Origin of the sequence: Enterobacter sp. SA187 (assembly GCF_001888805.2) — a bacterium.
Classification (GTDB): Bacteria; Pseudomonadota; Gammaproteobacteria; order Enterobacterales; family Enterobacteriaceae; genus Enterobacter_D.
The window spans coordinates 2,582,781-2,598,378 of sequence record NZ_CP019113.1 but is presented as its reverse complement, the minus strand read 5'-3'; the positions used below and the strand labels follow the sequence as shown (position 1 = coordinate 2,598,378).

Below are 15,598 nucleotides of genomic sequence, written 5' to 3'. Positions count from 1 at the left end.
TTTTAATTTGGTTTACAAGTCGATTATGACACCGAACGATCTCGCCTTTGATAAGCGCCATATCTGGCATCCTTACACCTCCATGACCACCCCGCTGCCGGTCTACCCGGTGCAGTCTGCCCAAGGCTGTGAGCTGCATCTGGCGACAGGCGAACGACTGGTGGACGGCATGTCGTCCTGGTGGGCGGCGATCCACGGCTATAACCATCCGCAGCTCAATGCGGCGATGAAAGCGCAGATTGATGAGATGTCCCACGTGATGTTTGGCGGCATCACTCATCAGCCCGCGGTGGATTTATGCCGCAGGCTGGTGGCGATGACGCCGGAGCCGCTGGAGTGCGTGTTTCTGGCGGATTCCGGCTCGGTGGCGGTTGAAGTGTCGATGAAGATGGCGTTGCAGTACTGGCAGGCGAAAGGCGAGCCGCGCCAGCGTTTCCTCACCTTCCGCAATGGCTATCACGGCGATACCTTTGGCGCGATGTCGGTATGCGATCCGGATAACTCCATGCACAGCCTGTGGCAGGGTTACCTGCCGGATAACCTCTTTGCCCCTGCGCCGCAAAGCCGTTTTGACGGCGAATGGGATGAGCTTGATATGGTGCCGTTTGCCCGGCTGATGGCGGCACACCGTCATGAGATCGCCGCGGTGATCCTCGAACCCATCGTGCAGGGCGCGGGCGGAATGCGGATGTATCACCCGGAGTGGTTAAGACGTATTCGTAAGATGTGCGACCGCGAAGGCATTCTGCTGATCGCCGATGAGATCGCCACCGGCTTCGGGCGCACCGGCAAGCTGTTCGCCTGCGAGCACGCTGGCATTGCGCCGGATATTCTCTGCCTCGGAAAAGCCCTGACTGGCGGCACCATGACGCTCTCCGCCACCCTGACCACCCGCGCAGTGGCAGAAACCATCAGCAACGGCGAGGCGGGCTGTTTTATGCACGGCCCAACCTTTATGGGTAATCCGCTGGCCTGCGCGGTGGCGAATGCCAGCCTACAACTGCTGGAGAGCGGCGACTGGCGCGAACAGGTGGCGGCTATCGAAACCCAGTTAATCCGTGAACTGGCAGAGATCCGTGAGGCGGATGCGGTGGCGGACGTGCGGGTACTGGGCGCGATCGGCGTTGTCGAAACCCGCCAGCCGGTCAATATGGCGGCCTTGCAGCGCTTCTTTGTGTCACGCGGCGTATGGGTGCGGCCATTCGGTCGGCTGATCTATTTGATGCCGCCTTATATCATCACCCCGCAACAACTCTCTGCACTGACGCGGGCGGTATGCGATGCGGTTCGGGAGCCGGAACATTTCCTGCCATAACGGGCGGCGTGCAAAATTGGGTAAATATTTCGGGATATTGCAGCCGATTTAAACAATCGGCTTCCCGTTTCGCTCAACTTAGTATAAAAAAGCAGGCTTCTAAGGAATTCATTTTAACCTGATAGCCTGGAGCATCCCTTGAACACATTTTCGGTTTCCCGTCTGACGCTGGCACTGGCTTTTGGCGTGACACTGACTGCATGCAGCTCAACGCCACCGGACCAACAACCTTCCACGCAAGCCGCGCCGGGGACTGCCTCCCGTCCGGTATTGTCTGCGAATGAAGCACAGAATTTTGTCCCGGCGCGCTATTTCGCGTCTATGGATCCGAACGCCGCGCCATGGAGCCCGTCCGGCATTCGTCTGCCGCAGCAGGCGAACTTTGTCGTCGGCCCGGCTGGCACTGCCGGTGTCACGCATACCACCATCCAGGCCGCCGTGGATGCGGCTATCAATAAACACACCAGCGATCGCCAGTACATTGCGATTCTGCCGGGCGAATATGAAGGCACCGTGTATATTCCGGCAGCGCCTGGCAGCCTGACGCTGTACGGCACCGGCGAAAAACCGCTGGACGTGAAAATCGGCCTCGCGGTGGATTCCGAAATGGACACCAACACCTGGCGTCGCCTGGTGAATCCGGCAGGGAAATATATGCCGGGTAAACCTGCCTGGTATATGTTTGATGCCTGCCAGAGCAAACGTAACGCCACCGTGGGCGTGATGTGTTCGGCGGTCGTCTGGTCACAGAACAATGGCCTGCAACTGCAAAACCTGACCATCCAGAACAGCCTGGGCGACAGCGTCGATGCGGGTAACCACCAGGCGGTGGCTCTGCGCAGCGATGGCGATAAAGTGCAGATCAACAAGGTGAACATTCTGGGTCGCCAGAACACCTTCTTCGTCACCAACAGCAGCGTGGATAATACCCTGCGTACCGATCGCCAGACCCGTACGCTGGTGAAAGACAGCTACGTTGAGGGCGATGTGGATCTGGTTGCCGGTCGCGGCGCGGTGGTCTTTGACAACACCGATTTCCGCGTGGTGAATTCGCGCACCCAGCAGGAAGGTTATGTCTTCGCGCCGGCTACTCAGGCGAACATCTTCTACGGTTTCCTGGCAGTGAACAGCCGCTTCAGCGCCGCCGGTGAAGGCGTGGCGCAGCTGGGCCGCTCGCTGGATATTGACTCCGCGACCAACGGTCAGGTAGTGATCCGCGACAGCGTGATCAACGAAGGCTTTAACGTGGCGAAACCCTGGGCCGCGGCCGCAGGTACACAGCGCGCCTTTGCGGGTAACACCGGCAGCGTGGATGACAAAGGCAACGTGACGCGCGATCTGAACGATGCGCAGTTCAACCGCATGTGGGAGTTCAACAACCGCGGCGTGGGCAGTCAGGTTGTGGCAGAGCCGAAGCAGTAACCTATGAGTAATAAAAAAGCCCGCCAGATGGCGGGCTTTTTTTTCGTCCGGTTTAGTACGCGTTAACCACCACCCACATCGGGCCCTGGCCGACCGCATAACGGCCCTTCTCTTCCAGTAAGCCCTGCGCGCCGCTGATTTCATACAGCGCGATATGGTGCGACTTCTGCCCGGCAGCAATCAGGAATTTACCGCTGTGATCGATGTTAAAGCCGCGCGGCTGGGTCTCCGTCGGCTGATAGCCTTCGATCGCCAGCACGCTGCCGTCTTCCGAGATGCTGAACACGGTGATAATGCTCGCGGTACGGTCACAGGCATACAAATGACGTCCGTCCGGGGTGATATGAATATCCGCCGCCCAGCGGGTATCGGCAAAATCGGCCGGCATCATATCCAGCGTCTGCACGCATTCGATCTCGCCGTGCGGGTTCTTCAGTTGCCAGACATCGACGCTGCTGTTCAGCTCGTTCACGCAGTAAGCGAACTGCTGGTTCGGGTGAAACGCCATATGGCGCGGACCGGCCCCTTCCACGGTTTTCACTTCGCCCGGTTCCTGTGCCGACAGCGAGCCGTCCTCGCCCAGCGTGAACAGACAGATGCGATCCTGTTTCAGCGCCGGTACCCACAGTGTGCGGTTGTCCGGGGAGATATTCGCGGAGTGGCAGCCTTCCAGCCCTTCGGCAACCGTCACGGTTTCACCCGGAATACCGTCATCGAGACGCGTCACGCTGACGCAGCCCGCGTTATAGGAGCCGCTGAACAGGAAGCGACCGCTGTGATCGGTGGAGATATGCGTCGGGCTGCCCGGCAGCGGCGCTTCGGCGGTGTAGGTCAGCGCGCCGTCTTCCGCTGAGATGCGGTACGCCAGCACGCGAAATTCCGGGCGCACACCGACGTACAAAAAGCGTTTATCCGGGCTTACGACCATCGGTTGTACCTGCCCCGGCACATCAACAACCTGGACCAGCGTCAGCGCGCCTTCCGGATTAAGACGCCAGACGTGGATCTGCTGGCTTTCCGGGCTGGCGGTATAAACGGTTTGTTTCATGAATTCTCCTTGATCACAAAGCAGTGAAGTAGATTACCAGGATAGTCTTTTTTAACGGTGAATGCTGGATTTCTGCGCGTGCATTTTGTCCGACCCCGTATCGGGTGTACCATTCCGGCAGCTGATTTCTCATCATTCATATGGAATACGACATGACCTCGCGCGTTATCGCTCTTGATTTAGACGGCACCTTACTGTCCCCCGGCAAAACCCTGCTTCCCGCCACGCTTGAGGCCATGAACCGTGCGAAAGCTGCCGGGTATCAGTTAATTATCGTGACCGGTCGCCATCATGTTGCCATCCATCCTTTTTATCAGGCACTGGCTCTTGATACACCTGCAATTTGTTGTAATGGCACTTATTTGTATGATTATCATGCAAAAACGGTGCTGGAGTCCGATCCGCTGCCGGTCGATCAGGCGCTGCAACTGATAGATATGCTGAATGATCATGAGGTGCACGCCCTGATGTATGTTGACGATGCGATGGTGTATGAAAAGCCCACCGGCCATGTGATCCGCACCCGCAACTGGGCGCTGAACCTACCGGAAGCCCAGCGCCCGACCTTCACGCAGGTGGCCTCCCTGAAACAGACGGCGCAGGAGGTGGAGGCCATCTGGAAATTCGCCCTGACCGATGAAAACAGCGATAAGTTAAATGCCTTCGCCCTGCATGTGGAGCAGACGCTGGGACTGGAGTGCGAACGTTCATGGCACGATCAGGTGGATATCGCCCGGCGCGGCAACAGCAAAGGCAAACGCCTTGCCCAGTGGGTGGCGGCGCAGGGGCTGTCAATGCAGGACGTGATCGCCTTTGGCGATAACTATAATGACATCAGTATGCTGGAAGCGGCGGGCACCGGCGTCGCTATGGGCAATGCCGATGATGAGGTCAAAGCGCGGGCGGATGTGGTGATCGGCGATAACAGCACTGAGACTATCGCCGAATACCTCTACAAACATCTGTTGTGATCAGGCGGTTATCGACACGCTTTTGATTTGCGCGTACAGCCAGAGGCCGGGTTTGATCGCCAGTTCATCCCTGGCCCACGGGCTGATGCGCGCCCAGATCGTCCGGCTGCCCACCTCCAGTTGCACTTCAACCTGCCCCTGATCGTCCAGACACTGCAACACCTTCGCGCGCAGGATATTACGAATGCTGCTGTTTAGCGGCGGCTGCAGCACCAGCGAAACATCCGTCGCCTGAATACGTATGCGCAGCGTGGACTGCAATGGGCGATCCAGCCTGTTGACCCATAAATGCTGATCGCCCAACGCCAGCGCGGTCATCGCATAGTGCGGGTGATGCTCCAGCACGCTGACCTTCAGCACGCTGCTTTGCTGATCCGGCGGCAGCCAGGGGTTCATCACCCGACTGCCCCAGACCTCCTCCAGCGAGCCAAACGCTTTCACCGCCCCGCCCTCCAGCACCATCACTTTATCCGCCAGATGCAGGATCTCATCCAGCGAGTGGCTGACGTAGAGCATCGGAATGTGAATTTCCCGCGCCAGCCGTTGCAGGTAGGGCAGCAGCTCACGCTTGCGCGGCATATCCAGCGAGGCCAGCGGCTCGTCGAGTAGAAGCAGCTCCGGCTCGGTGAGTAGCGCGCGGCCAATCGCCACCCGCTGTTTTTCACCGCCGGAGAGCGTGCCCGGCAGCCGATCGAGCAGCGGCGCAATGCCGAGCAGTTCCACCAGCTTGTCGAACTGTCCGGCCATGCTTTTCGCCATGCCGTAGCGCAGATTACCGCGCACCTTATAGTGCGGAAACAGACGCGCATCCTGAAAAACATAACCCACGCGGCGTTTTTCCGGGGCGAGGAAAATGCCCTTTTCGGCGTCGTTGAGCACGCGATTTTTCAGCACAATGCGCCCCTGCTGCGGACGCGTCAGGCCGCTGATGGCGTTAATCAGCGAGGTTTTGCCGGCCCCGGAAACGCCAAAAATGGCGGTAATACCGCTGGCGGGCAGGGTTTCGTTAATCTGTAAACGGTGCGTGCCCAGCGTCTGGGTAAAGTGAAGTTCCAGCATGATCAGCGCCCCGTCCGTTCGCGGCTGACCCGCGCCAGCCATTCAGAAATCAACAGTGAAATTAACGCCAGCACAATGGAGATCACGCACAGCCGCGCGGCGGCGCTTTCCCCGCCCGGCGTCTGGATCAGCGTGTACATGGCGGAAGGGATAGTGCGCGTTTCGCCGGGAATGTTGGAGACGAAAGTGATAGTCGCGCCAAACTCCCCCAGCGAACGGGCAAAGGCCAGCACGGTGCCGACGATTATGCCGGGCAGCGTCAGCGGTAAGGTGATGGTGAAAAAGACGCGCCAGCGCCCGGCACCCAGCGTACGGGCGGCCTGCTCCAGCTTGATATCCACCCCTTCCAGCGCGAGGCGAATGGCGCGCACCATCAGCGGAAAGGACATCACGGCCGCCGCCAGCACCGCCCCGCGCCAGCTGAACGCCAGGGTGATACCGAACCAGTCATGCAGCCAGCCGCCGATCACCCCGCGCCGCCCCATGCTGATGAGCAGCAGATAGCCCACCACCACCGGCGGCAGGACAAGAGGGAGATGCAGCAGGCTGTCGAGCAGCGCTTTGCCCGGAAAGGTGCAGCGCACCAGTAGCCAGGCAAAGAAGATCCCAAAGGGCAGACTAAAGAGTACGGCCAGGGATGAGACTTTCAGGCTCAGCAAAACCGCCTGCCATTCGGGATCGGTCAGTATCATTGGTGCGTTGTAAATCCATAACGTTTAAAGATTTCAGAAGCCTGCGGGCCTTTGAGATAGTCGTAAAACGCGCTCACCCTTGCGTTTTTATGACCTTCGACAATCGCCAGCGGGTATTCCACTTTTTTGTGTGAATCTTCCGGGAAAGTCCCCACCACTTTCACGCCTTTACTGGCCACCGCATCAGAGCCGTAAACGATGCCGAGCGGCGCTTCGTTACGCTCCACCAGCGCCAGCGCGCCGCGGACATCTTCCGCCGGGGCAAGTTTGGGCGACAGCGTATCCCAGGCACCCAGTTTTTGTAACGCCTCTTTGGCGTAAATGCCTGCCGGAACGTGCTCCGGATCGCCCACCGCAAGACGGCCGCCGTTCAGCAGGGTTGTCCACTGTGTTTGCGCGTTAATGGCGATTGGCCCCTGGACGCTGGCTTTCGATGCCACCACCACCAGGCTGTTACCCAGCAGCGTTTCGCGGCTGTCGGTTTCAATCGCTTTTTTTTCCACCGCATAATCCATCCATTTCTGATCGGCAGAAATAAACAGATCGGCGGGCGCGCCGGCTTCGATTTGCCGCGCCAGCGTGGACGATGAGGCAAAGGACGACACCACCTCAACGTTTTTCTCTTTTTTGTACTGCGTGGCAATATCCTGCATCGCGTTGGTCAGCGAGGCGGCAGCAAATACGGTGATTTTACTTTCATCGGCCAGCGCAGCGCCCGCCAGTGAGAGGGAGAGCGTGGCGCCTGCCAGCAGACGTAAACCGGTACGGATCATTTTTTAACTCCTGTGCATTTCGTTATATACTTTATAATATAACGATAGCCATACAAATTTACAGGACTAATTGGTACTACTCTGGTGTTAACGGGGCGGCAGAGAAATTATCGGCAGGCTGGGGCAAATCCTGAATAGCAAAACGCCCGCTGAGCGGGCGCTTTTTTTGAAATCAATGTGATTGTCTGGATTTATCTTTGTGGCCAATGCCGGAAAAGATATTGAAGACTTCACCGAGGCCGTAGATGAGGCCAAGAATGATCGCCATTACCACCGGTACCATGATGACCGCAAATACCAGACTTTTTAATAATTCTAACATGGTCGACTCCACAGTGAGTTAAGCATTTATTCTAACCCGATCCGCGAAAATTACACGTCCCTTTTGTGCGGTGCCCGTTGCGCCAGGGGCGAATTCCGTCACAATACCCTATTTGCCAGGACATTGTTATGCAGGCCGAAATTCTCCTCACTCTCAAACTTCAGCAACGGCTTTTTGCCGATCCGCGCCGCATTTCCCTGCTCAAACAGATCGCCGAAACCGGCTCCATCAGCCAGGGCGCGAAGAACGCCGGCATCAGCTATAAAAGCGCCTGGGATGCCATCAACGAGATGAACCAGCTGAGCGAACAGACGCTGGTGGAACGCGCCACCGGCGGTAAGGGCGGCGGCGGCGCGCTGCTTACCCGTTACGGACAGCGGCTGATCGCGCTTTATGATCTGCTGGCGCAGATCCAGCAAAAAGCCTTTGATGTGTTGAGCGACGACGATGCCCTGCCGCTGGACAGCCTGCTGGCGGCCATCTCACGTTTTTCCCTGCAAACCAGCGCCCGCAATCAGTGGTTCGGCACCGTGGTCGCCCGCGAATCCCACCAGGTGCAGCACGCCATTGAGGTATTGCTGGCGGATGGCAGCACGCGTCTGAAAGTAGCGATCACCGCGCAAAGCAGCGCCCGGCTCGGGCTGGTGGAAGGTAAAGAGGTGCTGGTATTGCTGAAAGCGCCCTGGGTGAAGCTGACACAGGATCCGGCGGTGGCGGCGGGCATGGATAACCAGCTACCCGCGATTGTCAGCCATATCGAACGCGGGGAAACCCAGTGCGAAGTGCTGATGACACTCCCGGACGGGCAGACGCTGTGCGCCACCCTGCCGCAGGCGCAGGCGAAGGATCTGGCTGAAAACAGCGAGGTCATCGCCTGTTTTGCCGCCGACCAGGTGATTGTCGCGACATTGTGCTGAGTGCATTGACAAAGCGTCCGCTGCCACGTATTTCTGTATTTTCTGCTGCAAAAAACGGGATACACAATGTCTTTATTGCATATTTCGCAAGGCACGTTTCGCATTAGCGACACCCGCACCTTACAGATCGCCGATTTGTACCTGCACACCGGGGAAAGCTGGGCCTTTGTCGGCAGCAACGGCAGCGGCAAATCCGCCCTTGCCCGCGCGCTGGCAGGGGAACTGCCGCTGCTGAAAGGCGAGCGCCAGTGCGACTACGCCCGCGTCACCCGTCTCTCCTTTGAACAGCTGCAAAAACTGGTCAGCGACGAGTGGCAGCGCAATAACACCGACATGCAAAGTCCCGATGAGACCGATACCGGGCGCACCACCGCGGACATCATCCAGGACGAGATCAAAGACAGCGAACGCTGCGCAGCGCTGGCGGCGCAGTTTGGCATCAGCGGCCTGCTCGATCGCCGTTTCAAATACCTTTCCACCGGCGAGACGCGAAAAACCCTGCTCTGCCAGGCGCTGATGGCCTCCCCTGAACTGCTGATCCTGGATGAGCCTTTTGACGGGCTGGATGTGGCATCCCGCGCACAGCTGGCGGAACACCTCGCCCTGCTGAACGGCCAGGGCATTACGCTGGTGCTGGTGCTTAACCGCTTTGATGAGATCCCCGAATTTGTGCAGCATGCCGGGGTGGTGGTGGACTGCGCGCTGGCGGAAACCGGCGAAAAGGCGACGCTGTTGCAGCAGGCGCTGATCGCCCAGCTCGCGCACAGTGAACGGCTACAGGGCATCGCCCTGCCGCCGCCGGATGCCCCCTCCGCCCGCCATGCCCTGCCGCCGGACGCGCCGCGCATCGTGCTCAGGGACGGCGTGGTCTCTTATGATGACAGGCCGATCATTAATCATCTGAGCTGGACGGTAAAACCGGGCGAGCACTGGCAGATCACCGGGCCTAACGGCGCGGGGAAATCGACGCTGCTGAATCTGATCACCGGCGATCATCCGCAGGGTTACAGCAACGATCTGACGCTGTTCGGCGTGCGTCGCGGCAGCGGCGAAACCATCTGGGATATTAAAAAGCATATCGGCTATGTCAGCAGCAGCCTGCATCTGGATTACCGCGTCAGCACCAACGTGCGCAATGTGATTTTGTCCGGCTATTTTGATTCCATCGGCATCTATCAGGCGGTATCGGACAAGCAGCATAAGCTGGCGCAGGCGTGGCTGGATATTCTGGGCTTTGACGCCCGCACCGCCGACGCGCCCTTTCATAGCCTGTCGTGGGGGCAGCAGCGGCTGGCGCTGATCGTGCGTGCGCTGGTGAAACATCCGACCTTACTGATTCTGGATGAGCCGCTTCAGGGCCTCGACCCGCTTAACCGCCAGCTGGTGCGCCGTTTTGTGGATGTGCTGATTAGCGAAGGGGAAACGCAGTTGCTGTTTGTCTCCCACCACGCCGCGGATGCCCCGGCCTGTATTACGCACCGGCTGGAATTTTTGCCGGACGGCGAGGGATACCGTTACCATCTCGCCGCCGTGCGCTGACCCTTTCACGCCTGCCGCCCGGCAGGCGCTCACTTTCAGACAAATTACAGCGCCACCCTACTATCTTATTGATTTATAGTAGCCTTTGACGCCCCAGCGATCCTGAAATGCGTTAGTGTAAACGATTCCACTATTTTCGGTCATGTCACACTTTTTCCCGCTCTGTTATGCTATGTTTATTACATAACATACGCCTGATGGAGTGTCATATGCGAGTTCTGGTTACTGGTGGTAGCGGTTACATTGGGAGTCACACCTGTGTGCAACTGCTGCAAAACGGCCACGAGGTCATTATTCTCGACAACTTATGTAACAGTAAGCGCAGCGTGCTGCCGGTGATCGAGCGGCTGGCGGGCAAATCCGTTACCTTCGTTGAAGGAGATATTCGTAACGAAGCCCTGATGACCGAGATCCTGCACGATCACGCCGTGGATACGGTGATCCACTTTGCCGGTCTGAAAGCCGTGGGCGAATCCGTTGCCAAACCGCTGGAATATTATGACAACAACGTCAACGGCACCCTGCGCCTGATTAGCGCCATGCGCGCGGCCAATGTCAAAAACTTCATTTTCAGCTCGTCGGCCACCGTCTACGGCGACCAGCCTAAAATCCCTTATGTTGAAAGCTTCCCCACCGGCACGCCGCAAAGTCCGTACGGCAAGAGCAAGCTGATGGTTGAGCAGATCCTTACCGACCTGCAAAAAGCGCAGCCGGAATGGAGCATCGCGCTGCTGCGCTACTTCAACCCGGTCGGCGCGCATCCGTCGGGCGATATGGGGGAAGATCCGCAGGGTATTCCGAACAACCTGATGCCGTTCATCGCCCAGGTGGCGGTAGGCCGTCGCGAGTCGCTGGCGATTTTCGGTAACGACTACCCGACGGAAGACGGTACCGGCGTGCGCGATTACATTCACGTCATGGATCTGGCAGACGGTCATGTGGCAGCCATGCAGCAGCTGGCAGGTAAATCCGGCGTGCATATTTACAACCTCGGCGCGGGCGTCGGCAGCAGCGTGCTGGACGTGGTCAACGCTTTCAGCAAAGCCTGCGGTAAACCCATTAACTACCACTTTGCCCCGCGTCGCGATGGCGATCTGCCCGCTTACTGGGCCGATGCCAGCCGTGCTGATAAAGAACTGAACTGGCGAGTCACCCGCACACTGGACGAAATGGCTGAAGATACCTGGCGCTGGCAGTCACGCCATCCGCAGGGATATGCAGATTAAGGAATAGTGATGACGCAATTTAACCCGGTCGATCACCCGCATCGACGTTATAACCCGCTTACCGGGCAATGGATTTTAGTTTCACCGCATCGTGCCAAACGTCCGTGGCAGGGCGCACAGGAGACGCCGTCGCAGGAAACCCTGCCGTCCCACGATCCTGACTGCTTCCTCTGTCCGGGCAACACGCGCGTGACGGGGGATAAAAACCCGCAGTACACCGGCACCTTCGTGTTTACCAACGATTTTGCCGCGCTGATGAGCGATACCCCGGAAGCGCCGGAGAGTACAGATCCGCTGATGCGCACCCAGAGCGCGCGCGGCGTCAGCCGGGTGATCTGCTTCTCGCCGGATCACAGCAAAACGCTGCCGGAGTTAAGCCTGCCTGCACTGGAAGAAGTGGTCAAAACCTGGCAGGCGCAGACCGCCGATCTGGGGAAAACCTACCCGTGGGTGCAGGTGTTTGAAAATAAAGGCGCGGCCATGGGCTGCTCTAACCCGCATCCGCACGGCCAGGTGTGGGCGAACAGCTTCCTGCCGAACGAAGTGGAGCGGGAAGATCGCCTGCAGAAAGCCTATTTCGATGAGCATCAGTCGCCGATGCTGCTGGATTATGTTCAGCGCGAACAGGCTGACGGTAGCCGCACCGTGGTGGAAACCGAGCACTGGCTGGCCGTGGTGCCCTACTGGGCGGCATGGCCGTTCGAGACGCTGCTGCTGCCAAAAGCGCACGTCCTGCGCATTACCGATCTGACGGACGCCCAGCGCAGCGATCTGGCGCTGTGCCTGAAGAAATTAACCAGCCGTTACGACAACCTGTTCCAGTGCTCTTTCCCCTACTCCATGGGCTGGCACGGCGCGCCTTTCAACGGTGAAGAAAACCAACACTGGCAGCTGCATGCGCACTTCTATCCGCCGCTGCTGCGCTCCGCGACGGTGCGTAAGTTTATGGTCGGCTATGAAATGCTGGCGGAAACCCAGCGTGACCTGACGGCTGAACAGGCCGCCGAACGTCTGCGCGCGGTCAGTGATATCCATTTTCGTGCATCCGGAGAATAACAATGCCTCTGAAAGATAAAACACAATCCCTGTTTGCTGAAAAATTCGGCTACCCTGCAACTCATACCATTCAGGCGCCGGGCCGCGTGAATCTGATCGGGGAGCACACCGACTATAACGATGGCTTCGTGCTGCCGTGCGCCATTGATTACCAGACGGTGATCAGCTGCGCGCCGCGTCAGGATCGTACCGTGCGGGTAATTGCCGCCGATTACGACAATCAGTCAGATGAATTTTCCCTGGATGCGCCCATTGTGGCCCACGACAGCCAGCAGTGGTCTAACTATGTGCGCGGCGTAGTGAAGCATCTGCAACAGCGTGACAACAGCTTCGGTGGCGCGGATCTGGTGATCAGCGGCAACGTGCCCCAGGGCGCGGGCCTGAGTTCATCGGCCTCGCTGGAAGTGGCGGTCGGCACCGTATTCCAGCAGCTGTATCACCTGCCCCTCGACGGCGCGCAAATCGCGCTCAACGGTCAGGAGGCGGAAAACCAGTTTGTTGGCTGTAATTGCGGCATCATGGATCAGCTGATCTCTGCCCTGGGTAAAGAAGGCAGCGCGCTGCTGATCGACTGCCGTTCGCTGGGCACCAAAGCCGTCTCCATGCCGGAAGGCGTGGCGGTGGTCATCATCAACAGTAATTTCAAACGTACGCTGGTGGGCAGCGAGTACAACACCCGCCGCGAGCAGTGTGAAATCGGCGCGCGTTTCTTCCAGCAGCCGAAACTGCGTGATGTGTCGCTGGATCAGTTTAACGCCGTGGCTCATGAACTGGATCCGCTGGTGGCGAAACGCGTTCGCCATGTGCTGACTGAAAACGCGCGTACCGTGGAAGCGGCCAGCGCGCTGGAAAAAGGCGATCTGACCCGTATGGGTGAGCTGATGGCGGAATCCCATGCCTCTATGCGTGACGATTTCGAAATCACCGTGCCGCAGATCGACACCCTGGTGGACATCGTCAAAGCGACCATTGGCGACAAAGGCGGCGTGCGTATGACCGGCGGCGGCTTCGGTGGCTGCATCGTGGCGCTGGTACCGGAAGCGATGGTGCCGGAAGTGCAGAAAGCCGTGGCGGAACAGTACGAAGCCAAAACCGGGATCAAAGAAACCTTCTACGTTTGCAAAGCATCACAGGGGGCAGGACAGTGCTAAACGAAACGCCTGCGCTGGCCCCGGACGGGCTGGCTTATCGTCTGATCACCCTGCGCAATGGCGCAGGGATGGTGGTGACGCTGATGGACTGGGGCGCAACCCTGCTCTCCGCGCGCGTACCGCTGCCGGATGGCTCGGTGCGTGAAACCCTGCTCGGCTGCCGTACGCCGCAGACCTACCCGGAGCAGACCGCCTATCTGGGCGCGTCTGTCGGACGCTATGCTAACCGCATCAGCAAAAGCCGTTTCCGCCTCGACGGGCAGGAATATCAACTGCTGCCGAGCCAGGGCGAAAACCAGCTGCACGGCGGCCCGCAGGGCTTTGACAAGCTCCGCTGGCGCATTGTGCGGCAGAACGACAGCGAAGTGCTGTTCTCCATCGACTCGCCGGACGGCGATCAGGGTTTCCCCGGCAATCTCACCGCCAGCGCCCTGTTCCGTCTGACGGACGACAACCGTATCCGCATTGAATATCGCGCGACCACCGACAAGCCGTGCCCGGTGAACCTGACCAACCACGCCTATTTCAATCTGGATGGCGCGCAGGGAGACGTGCGTCAGCATCAATTGCAACTGCTGGCGGATCACTATCTGCCGGTGGGCGAAGACGGCATTCCGGACAGTGGCCTGAAAGCCGTCGATCAGACCAGCTTTGATTTCCGCCGCCCGAAAACCCTGGCGCAGGATTTCCTCAGCGATGACGATCAGAAAAAGGTGAAGGGCTACGACCACGCCTTTTTACTGCAGGCGAAAGGCGATCTCAGCCAGCCTGCGGCGCATTTGTGGTCCAGCGATAACCGCCTGCAAATGTCGGTCTATACCACCGCCCCGGCATTGCAGTTCTACTCCGGTAACTTCCTCGAAGGGACGCCGTCGCGCGAGCTGAAAGCGTATGAGGCCTGGCAGGGACTGGCGCTGGAAAGCGAGCTGTTGCCGGACAGTCCGAATCATCCGGAGTGGCCGCAACCGGATTGTGTTCTGCGTCCGGGCGAGGAATATCTGAGTATTACCGAGTACCAGTTTATTCCATCCTGATCCTTTCGTTTTGCCCGGCGGCGCTTCGCCTGCCGGGCGTTCTCTGTTTTGCCGTGACTTTTTTGTTCATTTCGCTGAAATAAACGCCATTTACCGACAAAAACATAACCCTGCATTCACATGCACCTTACACTGCGCGACTATTTTCGCTATGGTTAAGGTTATGCGTTGCCGCTGACGACCTCAGGGCAATATAATGAGAATTGTTATCATTCAATCAGTTTTTGGAGGAGTAGAGTATGGCAGTTACTAAGCTTGTTCTGGTTCGTCACGGCGAAAGCCAGTGGAACAACGAAAACCGCTTTACCGGCTGGTACGATGTGGACCTGTCCGAAAAAGGCGTCAGCGAAGCGAAAGCAGCAGGTAAACTGCTCAAAAGCGAAGGCTTCAGCTTCGACTTTGCGTACACTTCTGTGCTGAAACGCGCGATCCACACCCTGTGGAACGTGCTGGACGAGCTCGACCAGGCCTGGCTGCCGGTTGAAAAATCCTGGAAACTGAACGAGCGTCACTACGGTGCGCTACAGGGCCTGAACAAAGCTGAAACCGCTGAAAAATACGGTGACGAGCAGGTTAAACAGTGGCGTCGCGGCTTTGCGGTAACCCCGCCGGAGCTGACCAAAGATGATGAGCGCTACCCGGGCCACGATCCGCGCTACGCTAAACTGACCGACCAGGAGCTGCCGACCACCGAGAGCCTGGCGCTGACCATCGATCGCGTGATCCCGTTCTGGAACGAGTCCATTCTGCCGCGCATGAAGTCCGGTGAGCGTGTGATCGTTGCGGCGCACGGTAACTCCCTGCGCGCGCTGGTGAAATATCTGGATAACATGAGCGAAGACGAGATCCTCGAACTGAACATCCCGACCGGCGTACCGCTGGTGTATGAGTTTGACGAGAACTTCAAACCGCTGAAACGCTACTACCTGGGTAACGCTGACGAAATCGCTGCAAAAGCGGCGGCCGTCGCTAACCAGGGTAAAGCGAAGTAATAAAAAAAGCGTGGGACCTTCCCACGCTTTTTTAGCGACGGCATTACCTGTTATAAGCGTTATTTACAAACCGCATGGCTA

At 58.3% G+C, this 15,598-nt stretch carries 15 protein-coding genes; 10 read left to right on the top strand and 5 right to left on the bottom strand.

Translation table 11 applies throughout. The annotated features are described in order from the left end of the window. Nucleotides 1–25 precede the first annotated feature (25 nt). Together bioA and BMF08_RS12425 are read left to right on the top strand one after the other, a co-directional pair. Complete coding sequence (gene bioA, locus BMF08_RS12430; RefSeq protein ID WP_442778360.1) at nucleotides 26–1,315, top strand: adenosylmethionine--8-amino-7-oxononanoate transaminase; 1,290 nt, start codon at nucleotides 26–28, stop codon at nucleotides 1,313–1,315. A 138-nt stretch (nucleotides 1,316–1,453) separates the two neighbouring features. Beyond that, nucleotides 1,454–2,737 carry a putative acyl-CoA thioester hydrolase gene (locus BMF08_RS12425; protein ID WP_072567880.1) on the top strand — a complete coding sequence of 428 codons (1,284 nt, stop codon included), beginning with the start codon at nucleotides 1,454–1,456 and terminating at the stop codon, nucleotides 2,735–2,737. A gap of 52 nt (nucleotides 2,738–2,789) precedes the next feature. Here BMF08_RS12425 and pgl read toward each other — a convergent pair whose 3' ends face one another. After that, nucleotides 2,790–3,785, bottom strand: a complete 996-nt coding sequence (pgl, locus tag BMF08_RS12420) for a 6-phosphogluconolactonase (RefSeq protein WP_072567879.1) — start codon at nucleotides 3,783–3,785, stop codon at nucleotides 2,790–2,792. 152 nt (nucleotides 3,786–3,937) lie between these two features. On the opposite strand from pgl, the gene BMF08_RS12415 reads away from it, so the two are divergent. Then, entirely contained in the window at nucleotides 3,938–4,756 is an 819-nt protein-coding gene (locus BMF08_RS12415; RefSeq protein WP_072567878.1) for a pyridoxal phosphatase, read from the top strand. On the opposite strand, the gene modC is transcribed toward BMF08_RS12415, so the two are convergent. The 4 genes from modC to BMF08_RS12395 form a co-directional block, all read right to left on the bottom strand. Next, nucleotides 4,757–5,815, bottom strand: a complete 1,059-nt coding sequence (gene modC, locus BMF08_RS12410; RefSeq protein ID WP_072569417.1) for a molybdenum ABC transporter ATP-binding protein ModC — start codon at nucleotides 5,813–5,815, stop codon at nucleotides 4,757–4,759. It lies immediately after the preceding gene. A 2-nt stretch (nucleotides 5,816–5,817) separates the two neighbouring features. Continuing rightward, the gene (modB, locus tag BMF08_RS12405; RefSeq protein ID WP_072567877.1) at nucleotides 5,818–6,507 is read right to left on the bottom strand and encodes a molybdate ABC transporter permease subunit; all 690 of its coding nucleotides are present in this window, start codon (nucleotides 6,505–6,507) and stop codon (nucleotides 5,818–5,820) included. Further along, complete coding sequence (gene modA, locus BMF08_RS12400) at nucleotides 6,504–7,280, bottom strand: molybdate ABC transporter substrate-binding protein (RefSeq protein WP_072567876.1); 777 nt, start codon at nucleotides 7,278–7,280, stop codon at nucleotides 6,504–6,506. The genes modB and modA overlap by 4 nt, the downstream gene beginning before the upstream one ends. 172 nt (nucleotides 7,281–7,452) lie before the next feature. Beyond that, nucleotides 7,453–7,602, bottom strand: coding sequence for an AcrZ family multidrug efflux pump-associated protein (locus BMF08_RS12395; protein WP_072567875.1), 150 nt, complete (start codon nucleotides 7,600–7,602; stop codon nucleotides 7,453–7,455). A gap of 128 nt (nucleotides 7,603–7,730) precedes the next feature. On the opposite strand from BMF08_RS12395, the gene modE reads away from it, so the two are divergent. The 7 genes from modE to gpmA all read left to right on the top strand — a co-directional run bounded on the left by modE (nucleotide 7,731) and on the right by gpmA (nucleotide 15,517). Continuing rightward, entirely contained in the window at nucleotides 7,731–8,519 is a 789-nt protein-coding gene (gene modE, locus BMF08_RS12390; protein ID WP_072567874.1) for a molybdenum-dependent transcriptional regulator, read from the top strand. A gap of 66 nt (nucleotides 8,520–8,585) precedes the next feature. Further along, a complete protein-coding gene (gene modF, locus BMF08_RS12385; protein ID WP_072567873.1) occupies nucleotides 8,586–10,058 on the top strand; it encodes a molybdate ABC transporter ATP-binding protein ModF in 1,473 nt (490 codons plus the stop codon). Between the two features lie 209 nt (nucleotides 10,059–10,267). Continuing rightward, entirely contained in the window at nucleotides 10,268–11,284 is a 1,017-nt protein-coding gene (gene galE, locus BMF08_RS12380; protein WP_072567872.1) for a UDP-glucose 4-epimerase GalE, read from the top strand. A gap of 9 nt (nucleotides 11,285–11,293) precedes the next feature. After that, nucleotides 11,294–12,340: a galactose-1-phosphate uridylyltransferase gene (gene galT / locus BMF08_RS12375; RefSeq protein ID WP_072567871.1), complete on the top strand. Its 1,047-nt coding sequence runs from the start codon at nucleotides 11,294–11,296 to the stop codon at nucleotides 12,338–12,340. Nucleotides 12,341–12,342: 2 nt separating this feature from the next. Then, a complete protein-coding gene (galK, locus tag BMF08_RS12370; RefSeq protein WP_072567870.1) occupies nucleotides 12,343–13,491 on the top strand; it encodes a galactokinase in 1,149 nt (382 codons plus the stop codon). Next, nucleotides 13,485–14,525 carry a galactose-1-epimerase gene (galM, locus tag BMF08_RS12365; RefSeq protein ID WP_072567869.1) on the top strand — a complete coding sequence of 347 codons (1,041 nt, stop codon included), beginning with the start codon at nucleotides 13,485–13,487 and terminating at the stop codon, nucleotides 14,523–14,525. Before galK ends, galM begins: the two co-directional genes overlap by 7 nt. A 239-nt stretch (nucleotides 14,526–14,764) precedes the next feature. Further along, nucleotides 14,765–15,517 carry a 2,3-diphosphoglycerate-dependent phosphoglycerate mutase gene (gene gpmA / locus BMF08_RS12360; RefSeq protein ID WP_072567868.1) on the top strand — a complete coding sequence of 251 codons (753 nt, stop codon included), beginning with the start codon at nucleotides 14,765–14,767 and terminating at the stop codon, nucleotides 15,515–15,517. Nucleotides 15,518–15,598 lie beyond the last annotated feature (81 nt).

Excerpts from the sequence above, each read along its gene's own strand:
- bioA (WP_442778360.1), top strand. The coding sequence starts at position 26 with ATGACACCGAACGATCTCGCCTTTGATAAGCGCCATATCTGGCATCCT.
- modB (WP_072567877.1), bottom strand. The coding sequence starts at position 6,507 with ATGATACTGACCGATCCCGAATGGCAGGCGGTTTTGCTGAGCCTGAAA.
- gpmA (WP_072567868.1), top strand. The coding sequence starts at position 14,765 with ATGGCAGTTACTAAGCTTGTTCTGGTTCGTCACGGCGAAAGCCAGTGG.
- pgl (WP_072567879.1), bottom strand. The coding sequence starts at position 3,785 with ATGAAACAAACCGTTTATACCGCCAGCCCGGAAAGCCAGCAGATCCAC.
- galE (WP_072567872.1), top strand. The coding sequence starts at position 10,268 with ATGCGAGTTCTGGTTACTGGTGGTAGCGGTTACATTGGGAGTCACACC.
- BMF08_RS12395 (WP_072567875.1), bottom strand. The coding sequence starts at position 7,602 with ATGTTAGAATTATTAAAAAGTCTGGTATTTGCGGTCATCATGGTACCG.
- BMF08_RS12415 (WP_072567878.1), top strand. The coding sequence starts at position 3,938 with ATGACCTCGCGCGTTATCGCTCTTGATTTAGACGGCACCTTACTGTCC.
- modF (WP_072567873.1), top strand. The coding sequence starts at position 8,586 with ATGTCTTTATTGCATATTTCGCAAGGCACGTTTCGCATTAGCGACACC.
- modA (WP_072567876.1), bottom strand. The coding sequence starts at position 7,280 with ATGATCCGTACCGGTTTACGTCTGCTGGCAGGCGCCACGCTCTCCCTC.
- galT (WP_072567871.1), top strand. The coding sequence starts at position 11,294 with ATGACGCAATTTAACCCGGTCGATCACCCGCATCGACGTTATAACCCG.
- modE (WP_072567874.1), top strand. The coding sequence starts at position 7,731 with ATGCAGGCCGAAATTCTCCTCACTCTCAAACTTCAGCAACGGCTTTTT.
- modC (WP_072569417.1), bottom strand. The coding sequence starts at position 5,815 with ATGCTGGAACTTCACTTTACCCAGACGCTGGGCACGCACCGTTTACAG.
- galK (WP_072567870.1), top strand. The coding sequence starts at position 12,343 with ATGCCTCTGAAAGATAAAACACAATCCCTGTTTGCTGAAAAATTCGGC.